This window comes from Xanthomonas sp. NCPPB 3218 (genome assembly GCF_056725185.1).
This window is the reverse complement of record NZ_CM161516.1, coordinates 4,081,285-4,103,515: the sequence shown is the minus strand read 5'-3', so window position 1 is coordinate 4,103,515 and position 22,231 is coordinate 4,081,285. Positions and strand designations below refer to the sequence as shown.

Genomic DNA, 22,231 nt, shown 5'->3' with positions numbered 1-22,231 from the left:
CGAGGCCTGCTGCAATTGCTATAGCTCCCGTCACAACGCCGCTGCTAGGGTCCGACGCGACCGCTGCAAAGCGGCTCTCGACGCTGCCGCACCGGCATCGCCGCGCTGAACTTACTCGGAGAGAGTCAACATGCAAAACAGCCAATCCAGCACCCTTACTCAGACTGGCGCACAGGCGCCTACTACACGGCGGCGCGCATCGCGCTGGTGGAAGGCTGCGCTGGCCGTGGGTCTGGTCGCGCTGACGCCAGCGGCGCTGGCCGGTCCCTACAAGATCTTCGGTAACCACTATGCGTGGGTCAATAATTTCAACGATCCCAACAACATCATCCAGGGCACGTTCGGCACCGGCAGCACGCCCGAGCTGACCGTCACCTTCAACTTCGCCGACTACAATCTCTACGGCTACCCGGCGATCGTGCGCGGCTGGCATTACGACTGGAACCCGACCAGCGATACGCTGTTTCCGCGGCAGATTTCCTCGCTGAGCAAGATCCCGCTCAAGTTCACCTACAGCGCCGGCGGGACCAATCTCGCAGGCGACTTTGCCTACGACATCTTCTTCCGCTGGGATACCGCCAAGGGCAACCCGCAGCTGGAAGTGATGATCTGGGGCGACCACAACTCCTGGCCGATCGGCACACTGACTGCCAGCAAGGTGATCACCGCGGGCGGGCGTACCTTCGACCTGTGGGAGGGCTTCAACTCCGGCGCCGGCTATTACGTCTATACGTTCATCCCGACCGGCACCGCCGGGCAGGCCACGCTCAAGACCAGCGGCAGCCTCAACGTGGACGCCAAGCCCTTCCTCAACTGGCTGCAGACCAACCGGTCCAAGGATGGGCGCTACAACAACAGCATGTATCTGCATGCAGCCGAGGCGGGTTTCGAAGTGGTGCGCGGCAATGGTTGGGCCAAGGTGAGCGCGACGCTGGATGCGCAGTAAGCACGATGCCCATCGGCGACATGGCCGAGGGTGCGTCATTAGCGTAAAGACCGGCGTGCAGCACACCGCACGCCGGTGATCGCACCTGCGGCGCTGGCCTGACAATCGTCAACGATTGCAGGCCGCTCGAGAGCCAACGAGGTGGCATGTGCGCGACGCATGCATTGCATGCCTTGCGTCCTGGCTGCCGACGGCTCGCGCAGCGGATCGACTGACGGCAGTCGGGCAGGCCGAGTCAGCGCGCAGGTCATATGCATGGCGACGTGCATCGACCGTGCAGTGTGAGGGTCTGCCGCTTCCGGAATCTCATGCACCGCCGCAATCACCGCACGCAGTTGCGCGCGGTGATTGCCATATCGGTGTGGCTGGCGCTGCCATCGCCAGCTTTGCACACGTGCCAGGCGAATGCGGGCAGTGCCACGGTCTCTGCAATGGGTGCGAGGCGTTGTTACGTGCAGCCCTTGCTTGTCCGACCACCGCTCGCTGGATTGGCGGATTGCTTACAGCGCCACCAGCTGGATACTGTCGAACACCACGGCCGGGCTGAGAAAGCCGTTGTCCGGCGATCCCGAGGCGATGCCGATCTCGATCCGGTTGCTGCCCGATTGCAGCGCAGATGCGGGGATGTCCACCTCATACAGGGTGTTGTTGCCGCGCCATGTGCCGCGGGTGATGCCGCGTGTCCTGGGTTGCGTGGGCGTGGCCGGCACCGGGCCATTCCAACGCGCATTGACGTTGATCTGCGGGCGCGCGCCGACCTGCGTCAGCGGCACGAAGATGCGCAGGCGATAGCCACGCACTTCACTGGAGCCCAGGGTGAAGTCGATGCGGGTCGGGGTGTTGATGCCGCGCCATTGCACTGCCGGAAAGCTGCCCGCACTGCTCGATCCAACCGTATAGGTCACCGGGGTCCAGCGCATGCGCTTGTCGGATGGATGCGCGCGTGGCAGCAGATCCGCGTGGCGGAAACCGGCCGGCGTGCCATCGGCCGTGCCGATCTGCCATTTGATGGTCCCCGGCAGCACAACCGCTTGCAGTGCCGCTTGCGTGGTCGCGTTGGCGTGGATCTCCACGTCGCGTTGCGCGACTTCCAGTTCGTTCTGATAGAGCGTCATGCGGTAGCGTCCCGGGCGCACGCCGGCAATCTGGCAATCGCCGCTGCCGTTGGCGGTGGCCCAGTACTCGGCCTCGTCGTTGCGCAGGCCGATCACGGCAGGCTGGCCGGACAGCACGCCGCTCACCCGGCCGCTCAGCGCGCCGCGCACGTCACTGGCGAGATAACCGGTCAACCCCAGCGTTGCATCGACGAAGGTGGTGTCCAGTTGTGCGCTGGAGGGCGTCCCGCCATCGGTGAACAGCAGCCCGTACACCCCATGCAGGCCACCGCGGAATGCCTCGGTCTGGGTGTGATCGGAATACATGTAGTTGTAGAGCTCATGGGTCACGCGGGTTTTCTGGGTGGCGATGTCCTTGAAGAACGGCCCGCCGGAACTGCGCTCGCGGTTGCCCATCAGCATGAACACCGCCACGCCCGAACCGCTGACGCCGTGCACCTGGTCGTCCATCATGCGGCGCGCCGAATAGAACTTGGAACTGGTGCGTCCGTCCGGCAGCAGGAACACGTCCTCGCCTTCCACCGGGCTGCCGACATTGGAGTCCGGCTCCTGCTGCGCATTGGGCAGCTTGGCAACGTTCAAGCGGGTGACAAAGCGTAGCTCGCGGATCGGCAGCAGCGTCGGTGCATAGGTGGCCATGTAGATCGCGTTGCGGCCCTTGCGTGCGATGTAGTACTGGGTCAGGTCGCCGGCCTTGGCAGAGACCACGATCGTGGCGTCCACCACGCGCGCCTCCACACTGGCGCTGCCGAGGCCGGAGGCAATCTGCGAGCCCTTGGACTCGGTGGTCTGCAGCGCGTTGTCGCGATAACGCATCGAGACGATGTCGCCGTTGCCGGCGTTGACCGCAAACACCAGCTCGGCGCCGGTATCGACAACGACACGGTCGCCGCTGCGGGTGACGCCAAATGCGGCGATGGCCGGCGCGCTGACGCCGCCGTACAGGAACAATGTGCAGGCCAGGATGCGCAGGATAGTGCTGGGCATATCGATCTCCATGCCGAAGTAGGGGCGTCGCTATGGTGCCGACGCGCGATGCTAGGCGGGCTGGACAACGACGGCGATGGCCGGACCTGCAGAGCGTGCACCGCGTACAAGATGCAGTGCTGAAACGCAGCGCAGTTCACGCTCCTTCTGCGATGCGCAGGCATGCGGGACGACGCCAGGGCATTGCGGTGCGCCAGTCGGGCATGCGCCCTTGCGCATCAGTGCGGCCGCGCTTGTCGTGCAGCGTCAGTCCAGGGCGTCGCGCGCCGAGGCGATGGCAGCCATCCACTGTTCGCGTTTGCCGATCACGAAACGGTGCTCGCCGCCGTCGTGCAGCTGCACCGCCAGCGATGTCGGCGCCACCGGCAGCAGCCCGAACAGGCGCGTCCAGCGTGGTTGCATTGCTGCGATCTGGCTCAGGTGCACGGTCAGCGACCGGGTCTGTATGTTGTAGGGATGTGGCTGAAAGTGCAGTGCATCGGCGGTCAGGATCAGCCGCCCGCCGACCGCTTCCAGCCCGCGTAGCAGGTTGGCCGGCGCCTGGCGCAATACGACGCGATCGATCGAGCGCAAGCCGCCTCCCTGGAACAGCGAGGTCACTGCGACGCGGCGGCGGCGCGGGCACGCCGTTGCTGCCGTTGCCGGGACGGGATGCCAACGCTGTCGATCAGTGTCGATGAGGAGACGCAGAACATGCGGTAGGCCCGAGGGAGTGTATCAATGCAGTTGTTTATCGCTGGGAAGACGCGGCGACGCGGCACGATGCCATATCGCCGATGTACGCCACCCCGCCGCCGACCAGATACATCAGCAGATCGTGCACGGTGGCGGTATTGCCAAGCGCGATGTAGGCCGCGCTGCCCGGGCGCAGCCCGAGCCGGTCGGCCAGATGCAGCGCCTGCAGCCCTTCGATCAGGCACCCGATCGCCACCGCCAGCACGCACGCCCAGCGTGGCGGCAGCGCAAGCACACCGCGCAATCCGCAATACACCAGGATCACCGCCAGCACATCGCCCAGGCTGCCGCGCACCCACGGCCCGCCAAGTCTGCCAGCACCGATCGCCACTTCGATGACAAACACGGCGAATGCGACCGACAGGTAGGTGCAGCGCACGCCCAACGCCATGCGGGTCACCGCGCTCCCATGCGCACGCCGCTCCCGATCATTTCAGATAGGCCCGCGGCAACGCGCCGGCCGGTTGCATGTAACGCTCGCGCAACTCGGTCTGGCGTGAGCGCATCGGCATGTCGCGACCGCCCAGCCACACCTGCTCGGCGTAGTGGGCGACGTCCAGCGGGTCGCCTTCCCACAGCACCAGGTCGGCCTGCTTGCCGACCGCAATGCTGCCGATGCGATCGGCCACGCCGAAGATCTCCGCCGGCACCCGGGTCAGGCCGGCCAGGCCGGCTTCCCACGGCAAGCCGTTGGCCACCGCATTGCCGGCCAGCTGGCGCTGTTTGCGCGCGTTATGCGAGGCATCGCCACTCTGGGCAAAGCTGACCTCCACGCCGGCCGCGCGTAGCCGTGCGGCGTTTTCCAGCGTCGCACCGATCTGGTCGAAGGTGGACGGCAGGTCCGCCAGCGCATCCACCAGCACCGGCACCCTGGCCTGCGCCAGTTGCGGCGCGAGTTTCCAGGCCTCGGCGCCGCCGGCAATGGCGATGCGCACCTTTTCGCGCTGCGCCCAACGCAGCAACTGGCGGATGTCTGCGGCACGCTCCACCTGCACCACGATGCGTCCTTGCCCGGCCAGGTACCTGGCCAGCACGCTGCGGCCGACCGGGGTCAGCAGCGCATGCGGCGAGTCGGCCGGCACGCGTCCGCGCGCTTCGGCCACCAGTTGGTCGAGCAGCATCCATTGCGCGGCGCGCGAGCTGCCGGTGAGATCGGACGCCGCCGCACCGATGCGGATGAACAAGGCATGCGGGCCGAGCGGGTCCGGGCTGCCGTCCAGCCGCACCACGCCGCCTTGCCCGGCGATGAAGGCACCGCTGGTGGTCGCGCCCAGCGCGGTGAAGCCGATGCCTTCCACGCGCGCCACCGGCACCAGCACCGAATCGGGGTTGTAGGCCAGGGTGACGTCGAATTCCGGACGCATCGGTTGGTCGCTGAGTTTGACGCCGCTGTCCACGGTGCTGTCTTCGCCGGAGACTTCTTCGATGCCGATCTCGGTGATGCCGCCGAACAGGGCCGGCGTCAGCGGGCGGCCCCTGGCCTCGACCACGCGGCCATCGGCCGGCACGGCCAGGTTGCTGCCGATCGCGCGGATCATGCCGCCCTGCACCAGCACATCGGTATTGCGCAGCGTGCCTTGCGCGGTGGCGGTATGCACGGTCGCGCCACGGATCAGCACCTGCTGGCCGAATGCGGGCAATGCAAGCACGGCCAGGACCACCGCGGAGATTGCGCGCAGACGCGGGCGCATTCCAGTTGTGCGGCTCATCGCGCCACCTCCTGGCCGAGCATGAAGTCCGACACCGGCTGCAGGCGGCGATCGTGGCGGTCGTAGACCTGCGCGCCGTCGATATAGACCTGTTCGGCCAGCGCGTAGGAGCTGAAGGGATTGCCGTTCCACACCACCATATCGCCCATCTTGCCCGGCTCCAGTGCGCCGGTCTGCTGCTCGATGCCGAGCGCCTTGGCGGCATTGCTGGTGAGCCAGCGGATCGCACGCTCGGGCGGAATCTCCATTCCGCTGCGGCGCGCGTTGGCGAGCACCTTGGCCGCTTCCTGATTCAGGCGCTGGATGCCTTCTTCCGAATCCGAATGCACGATGGCGCAGCTGTTGGCCGGCCTGTCGACCAGCGCGATGTTTTCCTGGATGCCATCGAAGGCTTCCATCTTGAAGCCCCACCAGTCGGCCCACAGCGCACCGCAAACGTTCTCCTGCGCCAGCCGGTCGGCCAGCTTGTAGGCCTCCACGCCGTGATGGAAGGCGGCGATGTGGAAGCCGAACTCCTTGGACAGGTCGAGCATGGTCGCCATCTCGTCGGCGCGGTAGCAATGGATATGCACGCGGATGTCGCCGTTGATCGCGCCGGCCAGCGTGTCGAGCTTGAGATCGCGCTTGCCGCCGGCATCGCCGCTGCTGTCGTTGTCGCCGCCGCTGCTCCACCAATGGCGCTTTTTCGCAGTCTTTTTCTTCGGTGCATTCTTCTGCAGGTACTCGGCCGCGTCGATGAAGGCGGCACGGTAGCCGGCCACGTTGCCCATGCGCGTGCCGGGGCCACCCTTCTGGCCGTACACGCGCTTGGGGTTCTCGCCGCAGGCCATCTTCAGGCCCCAGGGGGCGCCGGGAAACTTCATGCCCTGGTAAGTGGTGGAGGCGACATTCTTGAGGGTGACGCCGCGCCCGCCGATCAGATTGGCCGAGCCAGGCAGTACCTGCAGCGAAGTGACGCCGCCAGCCAGGGCGGTGCCGAAGCCGGGATCCTGCGGCCAGATCGAATGCTCGGCCCACACGTTCGGCGTCACCGGGGCGGTCATCTCGTTGCCATCGCTGTGCGCGCTGACGCCGGGGCTGGGATACACGCCCAGATGCGAGTGCACGTCGATGATGCCGGGCGTGACCCATTTGCCGGTGCCGTCGACGCGGCGCACATCTGCCGGCGCCTCCAGCCCGCGCCCGACCGCGGCCACCTTGCCGTCGCGCAGCAGCACGTCGGCGTCGTCCAGCCGCTGGCCGGTGCCGGTGAGCACGGTGGCGTGCTGGATCAACACCGGAGCGGACGCGAGCGCACGGTAGGTGCTGGGATAGGGGTCTTGCACGAAACGCGATGCCGCAGACACAGGACCGCACAGCACGGCCGCGCCGAGCGCGGCGAACAGGATGGAACGCATGGATTTCCCCGGTGCAACGAAAACGTCAGCCGCAAACCTAGCGGCCGGCGGCGTGCTTGCCAAGTGCTGCACCGTCGGCGGCGGCGGGCTCATCACATGCGCCAGTGCATGCTATGCCGTATTCGTCAGGGAATACGTCGATGATCGTCAAGTCAGAGCGCAACAAACAGGCCGATGTGGTGCTGGCTTTCTGGGAACTGGCCGGCTCGGCCCGCTGGTTCACGCACAACGATGCGTTTGATGCCAACTTCCGCCAGCATTTCAGCGAGCAGCACTTTGCAGCGGCGCGTGGCGAGTACGCGCACTGGATGGAACGTGCCGAAGATGCGCTGGCCTTGCTGATCCTGCTCGACCAGTTTCCGCGCAACGCGTTCCGCGGCAGCGCGCATGCCTACGCCACCGATGGCCTGGCGCTGTCCTGCGCCAGGCAGGCAATCGCCAGCGGCTTCGATCAACAGGTGTCCGCGCAGTTGCGGCTGTTTTTCTATCTGCCGTTCGAGCATGCCGAAGATCTGCAGGAGCAGGCGCGCTCGGTGCAGCTGATCAGCGCGCTGGACGATGCAGAAACCACGCGCTGGGCCGTGGAGCATCAGCAGATCATCCAGCGCTTCGGACGCTTCCCGCATCGCAATGCGGTACTGGGGCGCGAGACCACCGCCGAAGAGCAGCAGTTTCTCGATGACGGCGGATTTGCCGGCTGAGGGAGGCGACGATTGGCCTGCCGCGGTTGCACGTAGCTGTGGCTTTTCCGCGCTGCACATTGCGTATGGCCACGCGCAGCGAGTGGGCGATCGACGCGATCGGTTGATGGCGCACATGCGCGCGCTGTCGCGCGTTGATCGACATCGTGCGGCGGTGCAATCACACCGATGGTCTTGCACCGGCGATGCGAATGACTTGCGCGGCGGCGAGTTGCGCTCTTCCGGATCCGGTGCGTGCCGCAACGTGACGCCCATACCGCTGCGGGCATCGGCCATCGCGCGGCAATCGCTCAACAGCCGCCCATCAAGGCTTCCGAACGCCAGTGCGTGCCTTCGCCGAGCAGCAGGTAGAAGCCGTAACTCTCGTAGCCGCTTTCCGACAGCACGAAGTCGAGCGTGCCGTTGCCGTCGATATCGCCGAACTGCAGCAGGTGCGTACGCAGTGGCAGGTCTTCGCAATCGTCGCAGCCACTGGCCGCGCTGCCCTTGCGGAACTGCCAACTGCTGCCGTCATGCTCGAAGATCGCAAGCACGGCCAGGACACCGGTCGGGTTGTCCGGGTTGCCGGTCCTGGTCGGGTGATGGGAGGTCAGCACGGCCACGCGTCGCTGCGGCTGCCGCGTGTCGGTCACGATCTGCAGCGCCGCCAGATCCTGCGCACGATCGGCAGGGAATGCCGTCAACGCCTGGGCCAGCGCCGCCGGCTTGACGCTGTTGCGCAGCTGCGCAGTGGCGCCGGTCTGGCGCAACAGCTCGGCCTGTTCGGCAGCGGTGGCGTTACGGCTGGCAAAGCGCTTGCCGGGATTGAGATCCACCGTCGATAACAGCGGCGAATCGGACAGCGTGCTGGTGCCCTTCAAGCGCAGTCTTGCCGTGCCGCCGCACATGCTGTTGTCGTCGACGCTCAGCGACGCAAGCCGCACGGTGCCGGTGGAAACGCCTGCATTGAAGACCTGCAGCGGCTGGCTCAGCAGCGACCTGGGCATGCTGGACTCCTTCGCCACGCCGCTGCCCAGCCACACCGGAATGTATTCCAGCGCGTCTTCGCTTGGCTGGCTGTCGTAGGTCTGTACCAGCACGACTGCGCGCGCCGGCTCGGCGGCCCGTGCGGCCAGCGGCAACAGCGCGGCCAGTGCGAGAGAGAGCAGGCGGGTGTGCATTGCAGCGACGTCCTTGTGCATATCGATCCATGAAAAAACGGACGCTCGGTGGAGCGCCCGTTCGGGGTGTGCACTGTAGCAAACGCGGCTCAAGACCTGGCCGGCAATTGCGGCGAGCCATCGCCGGATGCGGATTCCCCGCCACCGGCTGTGCCGTCTGGCTTGCTCAGTACTTGGCCACGCCGTTGTCCACCTCGTCCGACCAGGCGTCGATGCCGCCGGTGACGTTGTAGACGTTGCTGAAACCCAGGCCGCGGAAGTGCTCGGCCGCCTGCAGGCTGCGCCCGCCGCGGTGGCACAGGAACGCCAGCGGGGTGTCCTTGGGCAACTGCTCGATGGCGGCGCGCTCGTGCGCGTCCAGTGTGCGGAACGGCGCGGCAACGCTGGCCAGGGCACGCTCGTCGGCCGGGCGCACGTCCACCAGGGTCAGCGTACCGGCCTTGATGCGGTCGTCGGCATCGCGCACCGACAGCTCCTGCACCGGCTTGGGCGCATTGGGGTTGTCGATGGCCAGGCCACGGCCGCGGATGTCGTCCACCCAGTCGATGGTGATGCCGTCGGCGCGGCGGGCGCTGGCCAGATCGAACTGCACGCGCAGGCCGTTGGATTCGGCCGCGATGGCGTTCGGGTTGGTCGGCGCCAGCTGGAAGTTCGGCTGGAAGTTGGCATCGATGGCCAGCGTCAGCGAGGCATCCGGCGCATCGGCCAGCGCGCCCTTGAGCATCTCGACCGCGGCCGGGGTGATGGTGATCTTGGGCGGAGTCCGGTCTGGCGCCTGCAGGCCCAGCATGCTGCTCAACTCGCCGCTGTCGGCCATCTGCAGGATGATGTCGCTGCCGCCGATCAGCTCGCCGTCCACATACAGCTGTGGAATGGTCGGCCAGTCGCCGTAGGCCTTGATGCCTTCGCGGATCTCCTGGTCGGCCAGCACGTTGACGTGGGCATAGTCGATGCCCAGACCGTCCAGCACGCCAACCGCCTTGGCCGAAAAACCGCACTGCGGCATGCCTGGCTGGCCTTTCATGAAGAGCACCACACGGCTGGATTGCAGCAGCGTATCGATGCGGGAACGCAGGGCGGGATCGAGGGACATGGCAGCACTTCGGTCAGATCGTGGAGTCCGGGCATTCTACGCCGCATGGCATCATGCGGCATGACCACGCTTCAAACGCTGTATCGCATCCCCTCGCACCCGTACCGCTGGGTGGGCCTGCTGGCCCTGTCGCAGGCGGCGGTGGCGCTGCTGTGGTGGCATCTGGGCTGGGCCTGGGGCGTGCCGGCGTTGCTGGTGTCGCACGCCTTGTTCGTGGTGCCGGTGTTCCTGCCGCGCGCGCGCCTGTACGCGCCGGTGCTGGCGCGCCTGCCGGGCCGCGCCCCGCAGGTGTGGCTGACCATCGACGACGGCCCCTCCGACGACACCCCGGCGATGCTGGACCTGCTGGACGCCTTCGATGCCAAGGCCACGTTCTTCGTGGTCGGGGCGCGCGCCGAGCAACGGCCTGAACTGGTGCGCGAGATGGTGCGCCGCGGGCATGGCATCGGCAACCACAGCCATACCCATCCGCAGGCCTGGTTCTGGGCGCTGGGCCCGCACCGCATGGCGCAGGAAATCGGCCAGGCACAGCGCGTGCTGGCCACCATCACCGGGCAGGCGCCGCGGCTGTACCGCTCGGTGGTGGGCATGACCAATCCCTTCGTCGCCTCGCCGCTGCGTGCGCACGGGCTGACCCGCGTGGCCTGGAGCGCGCGCGGTTTCGACGGGGTGCGTTGCGAGCCGCAGGCCACCGTGGCCCGCATCGTGCGCGACCTGCGCCCCGGCGCCATCGTGCTGCTGCACGAAGGCGCCGCACACGGCCACAACCTCACCATCCTGCGCGGCGTGCTGGAGGCGATGCACGCGCGCGGCCTGGCCGGGCGGCGTCCGCTCTGAGGTCCTTGCGCACCGCCTAGCCGATGGCGTGGAAGCAGAGCGTGCGTTGCCGGATCCTTCGTCCCTGTCGGCGGGAACGCTCTGGTGCGACGCGTCTTTTTTGTTCGCCGGATTGCCTGGAGCTGGCGCTCCTGAGTTCCGGCATCGATCCGCGCATGTATTGACAGCGATTTAACGCGGATCGAACATGCGCCCCCAGCCAGCAAACGGTGCGCGCCTTCCGGTGGCGCTGCCGACGCCAGCCTCAATAGCCGTCATCGACGGCCATACTCGCTCTTGAGGCTGACCCCATGTCCCATCGCATCGTCCCTGCGCGCGCGCTTGCGCGTGCGGATCTCCGTTCGCCGCAGCTTCCGCTGGCGTACTCCCTGCTGGCGCTGGCCTGCGCGTGGCCGTTGGCGGCTGCGGCGCAATCGAGCACGCGCGACCCGGTCGATCTGGACCGCCTGCAGATCGAGGCACACCGCGGGGCCGCGACCGAAGGCCGCGACTCCTACACCGCCGATGTGGCGCGCAGTTCGACCAAGCTGGAGCTGTCGCTGCGCGAGACGCCGCAGTCGGTGGTGGTGGTGACACGCCAGCAGATCGTCGACCGCAACCTGCAATCGCTGCAGGACGTCACCGACACCGTGGCCGGCTTCAACTCGCCGACCTGGGACACCGAGCGCACCTACATCAACGCGCGCGGCTTCGAAGTGGACTATTACCGCATCGACGGCATTCCCACCGACTACACCGGCGATGTGCAGCAGAACATGGCGATCTACGACCGGGTGGAAATCATCCGCGGCGCCAACGGCCTGACCACCGGCGCGGGCAGCCCGGCCGCGTCGATCGACCTGGTGCGCAAGCATGCCGACAGCGATGTGTTCACCGGTCGGGTCGATCTGTCGGCAGGGCGTTGGGACCGCTATCGCGGCACCGTCGACCTGCAATCGCCGTTGAACGCCGCCGGCAACGTGCGTGGGCGGGTGGTTGCCAGCGACGAGGACAAGCAGTCGTTCCGCGATTACTACAGCAAGCAATCGTCGCTGTTCTACGGCATCGTCGATGCGGATTTCAGCGATGCCACCCGCGGCTACATCGGCGTCAACAAGCAGCGCAACGACGGCCGCGGCACCACCTGGGGCGGGGTGCCGGCGTACTTCAGCGACGGCAGCCGCACCGATTTTGCACGCTCGGATTCGTTCACGCCGCGCTGGGCGCGCGGCGTGGCCGATACCAGCAATGCGTTTGCCGGCCTGACCCATCGCTTCGACAACGGTGCGCAGCTGCACGTGGAATACTCGCATCAGCGGTTCGAAGCCGATTGGAAGTCGGTGCTGTTCGGCTACTTCGATTACCCTGACCGCCAGACCGGCCTGGGCCTTGCCAACACTTTTGGCGGGCGCTATCCCGCACTCACGGCGCAAAACAGCCTGGATGCCTACCTCAGCGTGCCGCTGACCTGGTGGGGCCGCAACCACGAACTGGTCGCCGGCGCCACCTGGATGAATCGCAACGTGCGCAGCTGGTCCAACGCGCCGCAGCCACCGCAGGTGCTGACGGCCGAAAGCGTCTACGCCTGGACCGGCAGCATGGCGCAGCCGCAATGGACGCCGCTGGTGAAGGGCGAAGAACGCGACGTGCGCCAGGTGGCCGCCTATGCCGCCGGCCGTTTCAGCCTGACCGACGCGCTCACTGCCATCGTCGGCGCACGCGTCACCGACTGGAAGAACACCGATCAACTGGTGCCGGCCAATACCTACGAGCGTCGCGGCCGCACCACGCCGTACGCCGGCCTGATCCTGGACGTGGACGACCACCATTCGCTCTACGCCAGCTACACCGGCATCTTCAAGCCGCAAAACAATCGCGACCGTAGCGGGCGCTATCTCGCCCCGCTGGAAGGCAACAGCTACGAGGTCGGCGCCAAGGGCGAATACCTCGGCGGCCAGCTCAACGCGGCGCTGGCGTTGTTCCGTATCGAGCAGGACAACCTGGCGGTCAACGACCCCGGACAATTCGTGCCCGGCACCACCAATCAGGCTTTCCTGGCCGCGAAGGGCACGGTCAGCCAGGGCGTGGAATTCCAGCTCGACGGGCAGCTGTCCGAGCAGTGGCGGATCGCGTTCGGCTTTGCCCAGTTCGATGCCAACGATGCCAGCGGTGTCGACGTCAATCCGACCAGTCCGCGTCGCGAGGCCACCCTGTTCACCAGCTGGCAGACCGGGCCGTGGCGCGTGGGCGGTGGCCTGAGCTGGCAGTCGGCCATCCACGAATTGATGTCCGGGCCACAGGGCACAACGCAACGGCTGACCCAGGGCAGCGTGGTGTTGACCAACGCGATGGCACGCTACGACATCAACCAGGCATGGTCGGCGCAGCTCAACGTGCGCAACCTGTTCGACCGCAAGTACTACGCCAACATCGTCTATCAAAGCCAGTTGATCTACGGCGACCCGCGCGATGTGGAGCTGACGCTGTCCTGGAAGTTCTGACCTTGCTCCAGACGACAGGCTTTGGCGGTATCGATGCCGCCATAGGTCCTGCGACGGTGGGCTAACCAAGCCTTTGCCTGCATCCAAACGGCGCGTCGACTCGGTGACTTGGTTGTCCCGAAGTGATTGGTCGGCGCGGATGGATCAATTGTAGAGCGGCTGCTCTGCGACTCGCTGCAGGCCCTTGCCCGCCCACCCTCGCAGGACACGCCGCAAGTACATCCCTGTAGGCTCTTACGCGGCATCCATGCCGCGTAAGGTCCCGCGACGGTGGGCGGGCAAGGACCCGTCGAGATGGTCGGTGTGCATGGCTTTCAACAAGGCAACCAGCGGACTCTCTGGGGCGTGGGGCACCGCCCTTGAACAACGTGGCCCGGGATCATCCGTATGACGTCAACAGCGGCTGTCAAAACGGCTGCGCGGCCGGTGCCCGTTGCGGCATTTGCTATGCGTACACCCCGGTTTATGCGTGCCGTCCACATCCGTCCGGCGACCGCGCGTTACGTTCTGTCAGTCGTTGTAAAGCGAGCCAGGCACGTTGTGCACGGCCTCAGCGCGGCTCGGCCACGATCAACCAGTTGTTGAACGGCGTGTTGCCATACAACGGCGCAAACGTCGCACGCAGACCGGCGGCATCCAGCTGCGCCTGCAGGCTGTCGCGGGTGGGATAGCTGCGCGGCATGCGCTGCATCCAGCCGCTCAGATGCGCCAGCACGTCGGTCACGCGGCTGGTGCGGCCACGGCTGCTGGCATCGCCCAATGCGCTGCGGATCACCAGCTTCGCGCCCGGCGTGAGCATCTGCGCCACGCTGCGCAACAGGCTGGCCTGCATGTCGGCCTGCAGATACTGCAGCACGTCCAGAATGGTCACGCTGCCGCGGTGTTGCGGCCAGGCCACGCTCAGATCGACCACGGCGAACTGCGTATTGCCCAATGCCGAGCGCTGCGCGATGTGCTGCGCGCGGCGGATCTTGGACGCGTCCACATCCACCCCGTGATACGCCAATGCCTGGCCATCGGCACGCAATGCGTGCGCGAGCAGGCCCAGCCCGCAGCCCAGATCCAGCACCGGCGCGGTGGTGCTGCGCAACTCGGCCAGCACGCCCGGATACAGCGGGTCGGTGCGCAGCTTGGCCTGGGTGTAGTAATAGTCGTAGCGATTGCCCAGCGGATGCGGCGGCAAAAACGCGCGCGCGATCGCCAGCGCCTGCGCGCGGCTCATGGGTTGGGTGGCGGTGCTGTGCAATGTCGTTCCTTGGCAATGAGGCTTGGTGCGCGGCTAGCTTGGGCCTGCTAAGGCGATCGGGGCTGCCCACGCGTGGCGTGGTCCATCCCGATCGCGTTGGCAGCCGCTATCGCATCGCGCGCCGCTGGCAGTGCCAGTGAGGTCCAGCGCGCATACATGGCGCCGGAGGGATGCAGGCCATCGTCGACCAGCATGTCGGCAGCGTCGCCGCCATCGCGGCTTGTGGCGGTGATGTCGACAAAGCGCACCGAGCGCGCGGCGCAGCGTTCGGCGGCTACGCTGTTGAAGGCATCGATCTGTGCGCCGATCAGTGGCGCATCGCCGCCCTGCGCATGCGCAAACGGAGTCAGCCCCCAATCGGGAATCGACAGCACGAACACGCGTGCCGCAAGGCCGCCGGCGAACCCGATCGCACGCTGCAACAACGCATCGAACTGGCTGCGGTATTCGTCCAGCGAGCGTCCGCGGTATTGATTGTTGACACCGATCAGCAGGCTCACCAGCTCGAACGGCCCCTGCGGCGCAGCGGCATCGAGACCGGCCTGCAGCTCGTCGGTGGTCCAGCCGGTGGTGGCAATGATCTGCGGCGGCGCCACATTCCAGCCGTAGGCACGTAAACCGTCGACCAGTTGCACCGGCCAGCGCTGCTCGGGGGCGACGCCTTCGCCGATGGTGTAGGAATCGCCGAGCGCCAGATAGCGCAGCGGCGTGCCGGCCGCCGCCATCAGGCCACGCTGCGCGACTTGAGCGGCACGACCTTGGTGACCGCCTCGGCGCGGCGTGCCAGCGCACGGTCGATGCGTGCGAAGACATCGCGCATCACCGGCGCTTCCGGCATCAGGGTCACGCGGAAGTGGTGGCGGTAGGGCACGTTGAAGCTGGAACCCGGCACCACCAGCACGCCTTCCTCGTTCATCAGGTCGAGCGCGAATTCGTGATCGTCGAAGTTGCGTGCGGCCGGGCCGACCACCGCCGGGAACGCATACAGCGCACCGGCCGGCGCCACCAGCGACAGGTGCTCGCTGGCCGCGCAGGCCTCGATCACCGCACGGCGGGTTTCGTACAGACGGCCGCCCGGCGCGCACAGCGCCGAGATGGTGTCCGGCCCGTTGACTGCCGCGTCGATGGCGTACTGGCCCGGCACGTTGGCACACAGGCGCAGCGCGCCGAGCAGGTCCATCGCGTTGCGCAGGTCGTTGATGCGCGACTGCTCGCCCGACAGCAGTGCCCAGCCCACACGCCAGCCGCAGGCGCGGTGCACCTTGCTCAGCCCGCTGAAGGTGATGCACGGGTGCGCACCGGCCAGCGGCGCCACCGGCACGAAGGCCGCGTCGTCGTACAGCACCTGGTCGTAGATTTCGTCGACCATCAGTAGCAGGTTGTGCTTGCTGGCGATGGCCACGATGCGCTCCAGCAGCTCGCGCGAATAACTGGCGCCGCTGGGATTGTTTGGATTGATCAGCACGATGGCGCGGGTACGCGAAGACACCAGCGTTTCGATCTCCACCGGATCCGGCTGGAAGCCGTTTTCCGGTGCGCAGCGGTAATACACCGGCCGGCCATCGTTGAGGATGGTGGCGGCCGACCACAGCGGATAGTCGGGCGAGGGCACCAGCACTTCGTCACCGGGATTGAGCAGCGCACGCAGCGACAGGTCGATCAGCTCGCTGACCCCGTTACCGACAAAAATGCGGTCCGGGTGCGCATCCGGGTGCTGGCGCCGCGCATACGCGGTGGCGATCGCCTCGCGCGCTTCCGGCAGGCCTTGCTGATGGGTGTACGGATCGGTGCGGCCCATGTCGTCGGCGATCGCGCGCTGCAGATGCTCCGGCGCACGGAACCCGAACGCGCCCGGATTGCCGATATTGAGCTTGATCAGCTTGCGGCCCTGCGCCTCCAGTTCCCGCGCTCGTCGCGCCAGCTCGCCCCGGATTTCGTAGCGGACTTCGGACAGACGCTCGCGGATGGCGAGCGGCTTTTGCGGGGCAGTGGACATGCGACGGGCCGGTTGTAGGCGTGAGGCTTGGCATGGTAGCGGAAATATGACAGGCGGACATGCTTGCATCGGCAACGATGTCAAGGGGCGCTTCAGCCCGGGCGCAAGGCCCGATTGCACAAGCCGCTGCGGCCAGCCAGCTAGAATCGCCCCATGAGCATTGTGTCCCCCGATTACCCCACCCTCCAGTCCATTGGTTGGCCCTGGCCTGGCCCTGCCGAGGATCCGGCCTGGCAGGCGCTCTTTGCCGCGCATCCGCAGGCGTTGCCGGCGCGGGTGGTGGAGCAGCACCGCACCGGCTACGTGGTGGCCGATACGCCGGAGGCCGGTCTCAAGGCCGAATCGTTGCCGGAGTGGCAGCGGCCGCGGTTTCCCAGCCATGAGCGGGCGTCGGTGGGCGATTGGGTGCTGATGGAGGGCAAGCGCATCGTGGCCTTGCTCCCGCGGCGCACCTCGATCAAGCGCGGTGCGGCCGGCGAGCATTACCACCAGCAGGTGATCGCGGCCAACATCGATACGGTGTTCATCGTGTGCGGGCTGGATGCGGACTTCAATCCGCGCCGCATCGAACGCTATCTGCTGCTGGTCGGCGGCGGCGGTGCCGAACCGGTGGTCGTACTGACCAAGGCCGACCAGACCGAATACGCGGAGGACGCATTGGCGGTGCTGGAGGAACTGGAAGCGCAGAACATCCCGTTGCGCGCGGTCAACGCCAAGGATCCGGACAGCGTGGCGGCGCTGCGGCCGTGGCTGGGCGATGGCCGTACCGCAGTGCTGGTGGGCTCGTCGGGCGCGGGCAAGTCGACGCTGACCAATACCCTGCTCGGGTCGCAGAAGATGAAGACCAATGCGGTGCGCGAGAACGATTCGCGCGGCCGGCATACCACCACCCACCGCGCCTTGATTCCGTTGCCGTCCGGTGCCTGCCTGATCGATACGCCCGGCATGCGCGAGCTCAAGCCCACTGGCGAAGAAGATCTGGCCGAGGGCGGCTTCTCCGATGTGGAGGCGTTGGCGGCGCAGTGCCGCTTCAACGATTGCGCGCATATCGCCGAGCCCGGTTGTGCGGTGCGTGCGGCGATCGAGGCCGATACGCTGGATCCGGAGCGGGTGGCCAATTACATGAAGCTGCGCGTGGAAGTGGCCGCAGCAGCCGAAAAGCTCGCCACACGCCTGGCGCAGAACAACCGGGGCAAGGGATCGGGCCGGCGGCCTGCCAGCATCGACCGCAACGGACGCCGCTGATGCCATCGCGCAAGGGGCCGCCGGACATCGTCCATCATGCGGCGCTGGATGCGCGCCTGGTCAAGGCCGTACGCGGTGTGCGTCTGCTCGCGCTGGCCAGCTGGCCGCGCTCGCTGCAGGAGCCGTTCCTGCAAAGCGTGGCACGTGGGCAGCCGGAGCTGCCGCAGGTGGAGTATCCGCGACTGGATTTCGGCGATACCCGGCGCGAGCTGGCGGCCATTGCCAAGCAGGCCGATCCGCATCACCCGCTGGGCGCCTACCTGATCGACTCGACACATAGCTGGGGCCTGGCCGCCGGCCTGCTGGAATCGCTGGGTACTCCCGCAGTCAGCGATTACTCGGCGCAGCTGTTCGGCGTGCCCGACGACCCGATGCCGGGCAACGGCCCGAGCACGCGCGAGGCAGCGCGGCACTTCATCCAGATCGCGCAGGAGCTGGACCGCGAACTGCTGGCGCCGGAAGAACAGGTGCCGGTGTCGGCAACCGCCCTGCGCATGCAGCTGCAGAACGATCTGGACGCCTTCTTCGAAGGGCGCGTCATCACCGTCACGCTGGATCCGGATCTGCTGGCCAAGGCGGCGGCCGGCGCGCATCGCATCCGCCTGCGCAGCGGTGCCACCTTCAGCGATTACGACCGCGCGCAGCTGTTCCATCACGAGGCGCTGGTGCATTCGCTGACCGCGCTCAACGGGCGTGCGCAGGTGCACCTGCCCAGCCTGGGCATTTCCTCGCCGCGGACCACCGCGACCCAGGAAGGCCTGGCGACATTTGCCGAGCAGATCACCGGCAGCATCGATATCGAACGCATGAAGCGCATCAGCCTGCGTATCGAGGCGATCGCGATGGCGCGCTCGGGTGCGGACTTCATCGAGGTGTTCCGCTATTTCACCGCAGGCGGGCAGAGCGCGGCGGAAAGCTTTTCCTCGGCGCAGCGCGTATTCCGCGGCGTGCCGACCTCCGGCGGCGGTGCCTTCACCAAGGACACGGTGTACCTGCGCGGGCTGGTGGCGGTGCACACCTTCTTCCGGCATGCACTGCAGCGCGATCAGCTGCAGCTGTGCCGTTACCTGTTCGCCGGCAAGATGGCCCTGGGCGACGTGGCGCGCCTTGCGCCCTTGTTCGACAGCGGCGTGCTGGTCGCCCCGCGCTGGTTGCCGCCGTGGGTGAGCCGGGTCAGCGGCCTGGCCGGCATGCTGGCGTTTTCGTTGTTCGCCAATCGCATCCGCATGGATCAGCTGCAGCCACCGGCGATGAACGTCTGAAGCCTGCCGCGCAACTTGCGCGCAGTTATTGCGCCAGCGCGGCGGCGCGGCGAAGCTGCCGCGGGCGCGAGTCGGGCAATACCGCGCAGCGCCTGACACGTGCCTGGCAGTGCATTGCTTCCACTGCAAGGCGCTGAACGGTAAGCATCGTGCCGACGCGTTCTACACGATGCTGCAACGGACTGCACCGGACACTGTTCGCCTTGCCCGAGATGGGCCATGACACGAGGCGATACGATGAAAATCCTGATGGTGCTCACTTCCCACGACCAACTCGGCGATACCGGCAAGAAGACCGGCTTCTGGCTGGAGGAGTTTGCCGCGCCGTATTACGTGTTCAAGGATGCCGGCGCAGACATCACCCTGGTCTCGCCCAAGGGTGGCCAGCCACCGCTGGACCCCAAGAGCGACGAGCCCGATGCGCAGACCGAGGCTACCAAGCGCTTCAAGCAGGACACCGACGCGCAGCAGGCTTTGGCCAGCACGCAGCGCCTGGCGGACGTCAAGGCCGATGACTTCGATGCGGTGTTCTATCCGGGTGGCCATGGCCCGTTGTGGGACCTGGCCGAAGACGCGGATTCGATCGCGCTGATCGAGGCATTCGCCGCGGCCAACAAGCCGCACGGCCTGGTGTGCCACGCACCGGGCGCGCTGCGTCGGGTCAAGGGCAGCGATGGCAAGCCGTTGGTCAACGGCCGCCGCGTCACCGGCTTCACCAACAGCGAAGAAGAGGGCGTGGGCCTGACCAAGATCGTGCCGTTCCTGGTCGAAGACGTGCTGACCGAACTTGGCGGCCGCTACGAGAAGGGCGCCGACTGGGGCGTGCATGTGGTCACCGATGGCTTGCTGGTCACCGGCCAAAACCCGGCTTCGTCGGAGAAGGCTGCCGAGGCGTTGCTTGAGTTGTCGAAGCGCTGATTCTGCGGTTGTCGTGTGGTGATGCCTGGACGGCCAACGGAAGACATCGCGGGTTTGATTCAGAGCGGCCAACAAAACGGAGCGAGTAGTCGTCAGGTGATGTACGGACATCGCGGAGGCACCGGAGTGTACGCGTGGTGCATATCGGTGCCGAGCGGCAGCCGCACCTGTCTGACGGTAAGTGCAGTAGCTTTTTAGCGTCCTTCGTCGTGTGCTTTAAAAGCGCCGCATCGTCCAACAACCGGAAGCAATCCGGTGCTCGCAACCAAACGAACCGGCCATGCTGACTGGTCCTTGTCCGCCCACCGTCGCGGGACCTTACGCGGCATGGATGCCGCGTAAGAGCCTACAGGGACGTACTTGCGGCGTGTCCCGCGAGGGTGGGCGGGCAAGGGCGCTGCTGCCAGGCCACAGATCGTCCGTCCTAGCCACAGATCGTCCGCCCTGCAAGCGCGCGACAGACCTGCACCATCGCGTTTAAGCAATACGCTCCAGCCAACGCACTGCATACGCCGGCAGCACCAGTCGCATGTCATTGCTCAGCGACTCAGCAGCCGTCTCGCCGCCATCTGCCACCACCTTCCATCGGCCATCTCCGAACGCGGCAAGCTCTATCGTCAGCGGTTGGTCGCCGAAGTTGTGCACGGCCAGGAAGCGATCGCCACGCGTCAATGCAAACAGGCGTGCATCGCCCAGCGCAACGCTGCCCAGCGCCTGATCGGCGGCCAGTGCGGGCAGCGCGGCACGTTGCCGGATCAATCCACGTAGCCGGCGATACACCGTGCCGCTCAGACTGGCTGCATCTTCGCGCTGCGTTGCAAGCTGCCAATCCATCGCCGGGCGATGCAACCAGCGACCTTCGTGCCGACGCTGCGGATCGTCGCGGTAGCTGCCGTCGTTGGGCAGGGCGAGTTCGTCGCCCATGTAGATCAACGGCACGCCCGGCATCGCCAGCGCGATGGCATAGAGCAACACCAGCCGATCCACCGCCATGCGCAACGCCGCCGTATCGCCCGATGCCCGTGCGGCCTGGATCCCGGCCAGTGCCGCGGCCATGCCATTGGTGCCGTGCACGCCGTCGCCACTGCTCTGGAAGCTCTCGCCACGCGCGTAGCTGCCCGGCACCTCGTTGGCATAGAAGCGCGCGACATCGCGCAGTGCGAATGGCGGCTGCGCGGCGTTGCCGGCGGCTTCGTGTTGCAGCACGTTCCAGCCGATGTCGTCGTGGCAGCGCACATAGCTCAGCCACGCGCAGTTGGTCGGCAAGGGCGGGCTATGCGCGATGACGTTGTGCAGGATGTCGCCGCGTTGCAGCGCCAGCGCCGACCACCCGGCCGCCATCAGCGTGCTGTGATAGGCCAGGTGGCATTCGTGGCCCTGGTCTAAACCGCTGCCGAAGTAGGGCGGCAATTGCGTCATCGGCACGATGGCTTCGGCCTTCATCACCACCGACGGCGCAACGATGTCGGTGACCGCGCGCAGCGCCACCAGCAAGGTATGCGCCTCGGGTTGATTCATGCAGTCGGTGCCGGTGCGCTTCCACAGATACGCGGTGGAATCCAGACGGAAGGCTTCCACACCCAGATTGGCCAGCTGCAGCATCGCCAGCGCCATCTCGCCGAACACCGCCGGGTTGCTCCAGTTCAGATCCCACTGATAGGGATAGAACGTGGTCCACATCCACTGGCCGGTGGCGTCCACCCAGGTGAAGTTGCCGGGTGCGGTATGCGGGAAGACCTGCCCCAGCGTGGCTTCGTACTGGTCGGGCTGCGTGCGATCGGCGAAGTGATGGTAGTAGTCGAGATAGCGCGCATCGCCGGCCCGCGCCGCCTGCGCCCAGGCGTGATCGTCGGCGGTATGGTTGAGCACGAAATCCGCGCACAGGCTGATGCCTGCCTCGCGCAGGCGCGTGGTCAGTGCGACGAGATCGTCGTTGCTGCCCAGGCTCGGCTCCACCTGGCCATAATCGCTGACCGCAAAGCCACCATCGTTATCCCCGGCACGTGCGCGCAGAAACGGCAGCAGGTGCAGATAGCGCACACCCAGTTCCTGCAGATACGGCACGCGTTCGGCCACGCCCTGCAGCGTGCCGGCGAAGCGGTCCACGTAGGCGCTGTAGCCCAGCATGTGCTGCTCGCCGAACCAGCCGGGCTGGCGCGTGACGTCCAGCTGTTGCAGCGCCTGCGGGCGCTGCTGTGCGTGGCTGCCCAACGCACTCAGCCACTGCGTCAACCAGGATGCAGTGTCGGGGCGTGCGCCGTACAAAGCGTGCAGGGCATCCAGCAGACGCGGCGCATGCCGGTCGAAGCGCGGCAACAGCACGCTCGCACGCTGCGCATCCAGGGGCGCGGCAAAGGCCGCGCGCAATGCAGAGAAATCGGTGGGGGAGGTGCTCATTGGCAAG

General features: G+C 66.7%; 18 protein-coding genes and 2 other RNA genes. 8 read left to right on the top strand and 12 right to left on the bottom strand.

The window, feature by feature from the left end; translation table 11 throughout:
- The first annotated feature begins 130 nt into the window (after positions 1-130).
- A complete protein-coding gene (locus tag AC1PLS_RS16945) occupies positions 131-946 on the top strand; it encodes a GH12 family glycosyl hydrolase domain-containing protein (RefSeq protein ID WP_046344285.1) in 816 nt (271 codons plus the stop codon).
- A 500-nt stretch (positions 947-1,446) separates the two neighbouring features.
- Here AC1PLS_RS16945 and AC1PLS_RS16940 read toward each other — a convergent pair whose 3' ends face one another.
- The 5 genes from AC1PLS_RS16940 to AC1PLS_RS16920 form a co-directional block, all read right to left on the bottom strand.
- Positions 1,447-3,048, bottom strand: coding sequence for a rhamnogalacturonan lyase B N-terminal domain-containing protein (locus AC1PLS_RS16940; RefSeq protein WP_481103884.1), 1,602 nt, complete (start codon positions 3,046-3,048; stop codon positions 1,447-1,449).
- A gap of 246 nt (positions 3,049-3,294) precedes the next feature.
- The gene (locus tag AC1PLS_RS16935) at positions 3,295-3,621 is read right to left on the bottom strand and encodes a hypothetical protein (protein ID WP_184434363.1); all 327 of its coding nucleotides are present in this window, start codon (positions 3,619-3,621) and stop codon (positions 3,295-3,297) included.
- Positions 3,622-3,778: 157 nt separating this feature from the next.
- The gene (locus tag AC1PLS_RS16930; protein ID WP_184433527.1) at positions 3,779-4,174 is read right to left on the bottom strand and encodes a ribosomal maturation YjgA family protein; all 396 of its coding nucleotides are present in this window, start codon (positions 4,172-4,174) and stop codon (positions 3,779-3,781) included.
- A 37-nt stretch (positions 4,175-4,211) separates the two neighbouring features.
- Positions 4,212-5,492, bottom strand: a complete 1,281-nt coding sequence (locus AC1PLS_RS16925) for an amidohydrolase family protein (RefSeq protein ID WP_166770300.1) — start codon at positions 5,490-5,492, stop codon at positions 4,212-4,214.
- Positions 5,489-6,889: an amidohydrolase gene (locus tag AC1PLS_RS16920; RefSeq protein WP_184433529.1), complete on the bottom strand. Its 1,401-nt coding sequence runs from the start codon at positions 6,887-6,889 to the stop codon at positions 5,489-5,491. Before AC1PLS_RS16920 ends, AC1PLS_RS16925 begins: the two co-directional genes overlap by 4 nt.
- A gap of 140 nt (positions 6,890-7,029) precedes the next feature.
- Here AC1PLS_RS16920 and AC1PLS_RS16915 point away from each other — a divergent pair, with 140 nt between their 5' ends.
- On the top strand, positions 7,030-7,590 hold the full coding sequence (locus tag AC1PLS_RS16915) for a DUF924 family protein (RefSeq protein WP_102251291.1): 561 nt from the start codon (positions 7,030-7,032) through the stop codon (positions 7,588-7,590).
- Between the two features lie 290 nt (positions 7,591-7,880).
- Here the strand turns inward: AC1PLS_RS16915 and AC1PLS_RS16910 are convergent, their stop codons facing one another.
- The gene (locus tag AC1PLS_RS16910) at positions 7,881-8,750 is read right to left on the bottom strand and encodes a hypothetical protein (RefSeq protein ID WP_184433531.1); all 870 of its coding nucleotides are present in this window, start codon (positions 8,748-8,750) and stop codon (positions 7,881-7,883) included.
- 166 nt (positions 8,751-8,916) lie between these two features.
- Positions 8,917-9,843 (bottom strand): Grx4 family monothiol glutaredoxin, encoded by a 927-nt coding sequence (gene grxD, locus AC1PLS_RS16905; RefSeq protein WP_024938949.1) that lies wholly within the window; start codon positions 9,841-9,843, stop codon positions 8,917-8,919.
- A 45-nt stretch (positions 9,844-9,888) separates the two neighbouring features.
- Between grxD and AC1PLS_RS16900 the strand changes: the two genes are divergently transcribed.
- The 3 genes from AC1PLS_RS16900 to AC1PLS_RS16890 all read left to right on the top strand — a co-directional run bounded on the left by AC1PLS_RS16900 (position 9,889) and on the right by AC1PLS_RS16890 (position 13,676).
- On the top strand, positions 9,889-10,680 hold the full coding sequence (locus AC1PLS_RS16900) for a polysaccharide deacetylase family protein (protein WP_172837895.1): 792 nt from the start codon (positions 9,889-9,891) through the stop codon (positions 10,678-10,680).
- A gap of 290 nt (positions 10,681-10,970) precedes the next feature.
- The gene (locus AC1PLS_RS16895) at positions 10,971-13,160 is read left to right on the top strand and encodes a TonB-dependent siderophore receptor (RefSeq protein WP_481103883.1); all 2,190 of its coding nucleotides are present in this window, start codon (positions 10,971-10,973) and stop codon (positions 13,158-13,160) included.
- 440 nt (positions 13,161-13,600) lie between these two features.
- Positions 13,601-13,676: non-coding RNA, sX9 sRNA (locus tag AC1PLS_RS16890), on the top strand.
- Between the two features lie 34 nt (positions 13,677-13,710).
- Here AC1PLS_RS16890 and AC1PLS_RS16885 read toward each other — a convergent pair.
- From AC1PLS_RS16885 to AC1PLS_RS16875, 3 genes are all read right to left on the bottom strand, one after another.
- Entirely contained in the window at positions 13,711-14,382 is a 672-nt protein-coding gene (locus AC1PLS_RS16885) for a methyltransferase (RefSeq protein WP_003483442.1), read from the bottom strand.
- A 71-nt stretch (positions 14,383-14,453) separates the two neighbouring features.
- The gene (locus AC1PLS_RS16880; RefSeq protein ID WP_184433535.1) at positions 14,454-15,131 is read right to left on the bottom strand and encodes an SGNH/GDSL hydrolase family protein; all 678 of its coding nucleotides are present in this window, start codon (positions 15,129-15,131) and stop codon (positions 14,454-14,456) included.
- Positions 15,131-16,402, bottom strand: coding sequence for a pyridoxal phosphate-dependent aminotransferase (locus AC1PLS_RS16875; RefSeq protein WP_016902304.1), 1,272 nt, complete (start codon positions 16,400-16,402; stop codon positions 15,131-15,133). The genes AC1PLS_RS16880 and AC1PLS_RS16875 overlap by 1 nt, the downstream gene beginning before the upstream one ends.
- A gap of 153 nt (positions 16,403-16,555) precedes the next feature.
- On the opposite strand from AC1PLS_RS16875, the gene rsgA reads away from it, so the two are divergent.
- The 3 genes from rsgA to AC1PLS_RS16860 all read left to right on the top strand — a co-directional run bounded on the left by rsgA (position 16,556) and on the right by AC1PLS_RS16860 (position 19,827).
- Complete coding sequence (gene rsgA / locus AC1PLS_RS16870; protein ID WP_104567984.1) at positions 16,556-17,647, top strand: ribosome small subunit-dependent GTPase A; 1,092 nt, start codon at positions 16,556-16,558, stop codon at positions 17,645-17,647.
- Entirely contained in the window at positions 17,647-18,909 is a 1,263-nt protein-coding gene (locus AC1PLS_RS16865) for a flavohemoglobin expression-modulating QEGLA motif protein (RefSeq protein ID WP_104556107.1), read from the top strand. Before rsgA ends, AC1PLS_RS16865 begins: the two co-directional genes overlap by 1 nt.
- Positions 18,910-19,146: 237 nt before the next feature.
- Positions 19,147-19,827, top strand: a complete 681-nt coding sequence (locus tag AC1PLS_RS16860) for a type 1 glutamine amidotransferase domain-containing protein (protein ID WP_024938957.1) — start codon at positions 19,147-19,149, stop codon at positions 19,825-19,827.
- 66 nt (positions 19,828-19,893) lie between these two features.
- Here the strand turns inward: AC1PLS_RS16860 and AC1PLS_RS16855 are convergent.
- A non-coding RNA gene (locus AC1PLS_RS16855) (sX9 sRNA) lies at positions 19,894-19,970 on the bottom strand.
- Between the two features lie 334 nt (positions 19,971-20,304).
- Entirely contained in the window at positions 20,305-22,224 is a 1,920-nt protein-coding gene (locus AC1PLS_RS16850; protein ID WP_481103882.1) for an amylosucrase, read from the bottom strand.
- Positions 22,225-22,231: the final 7 nt, after the last annotated feature.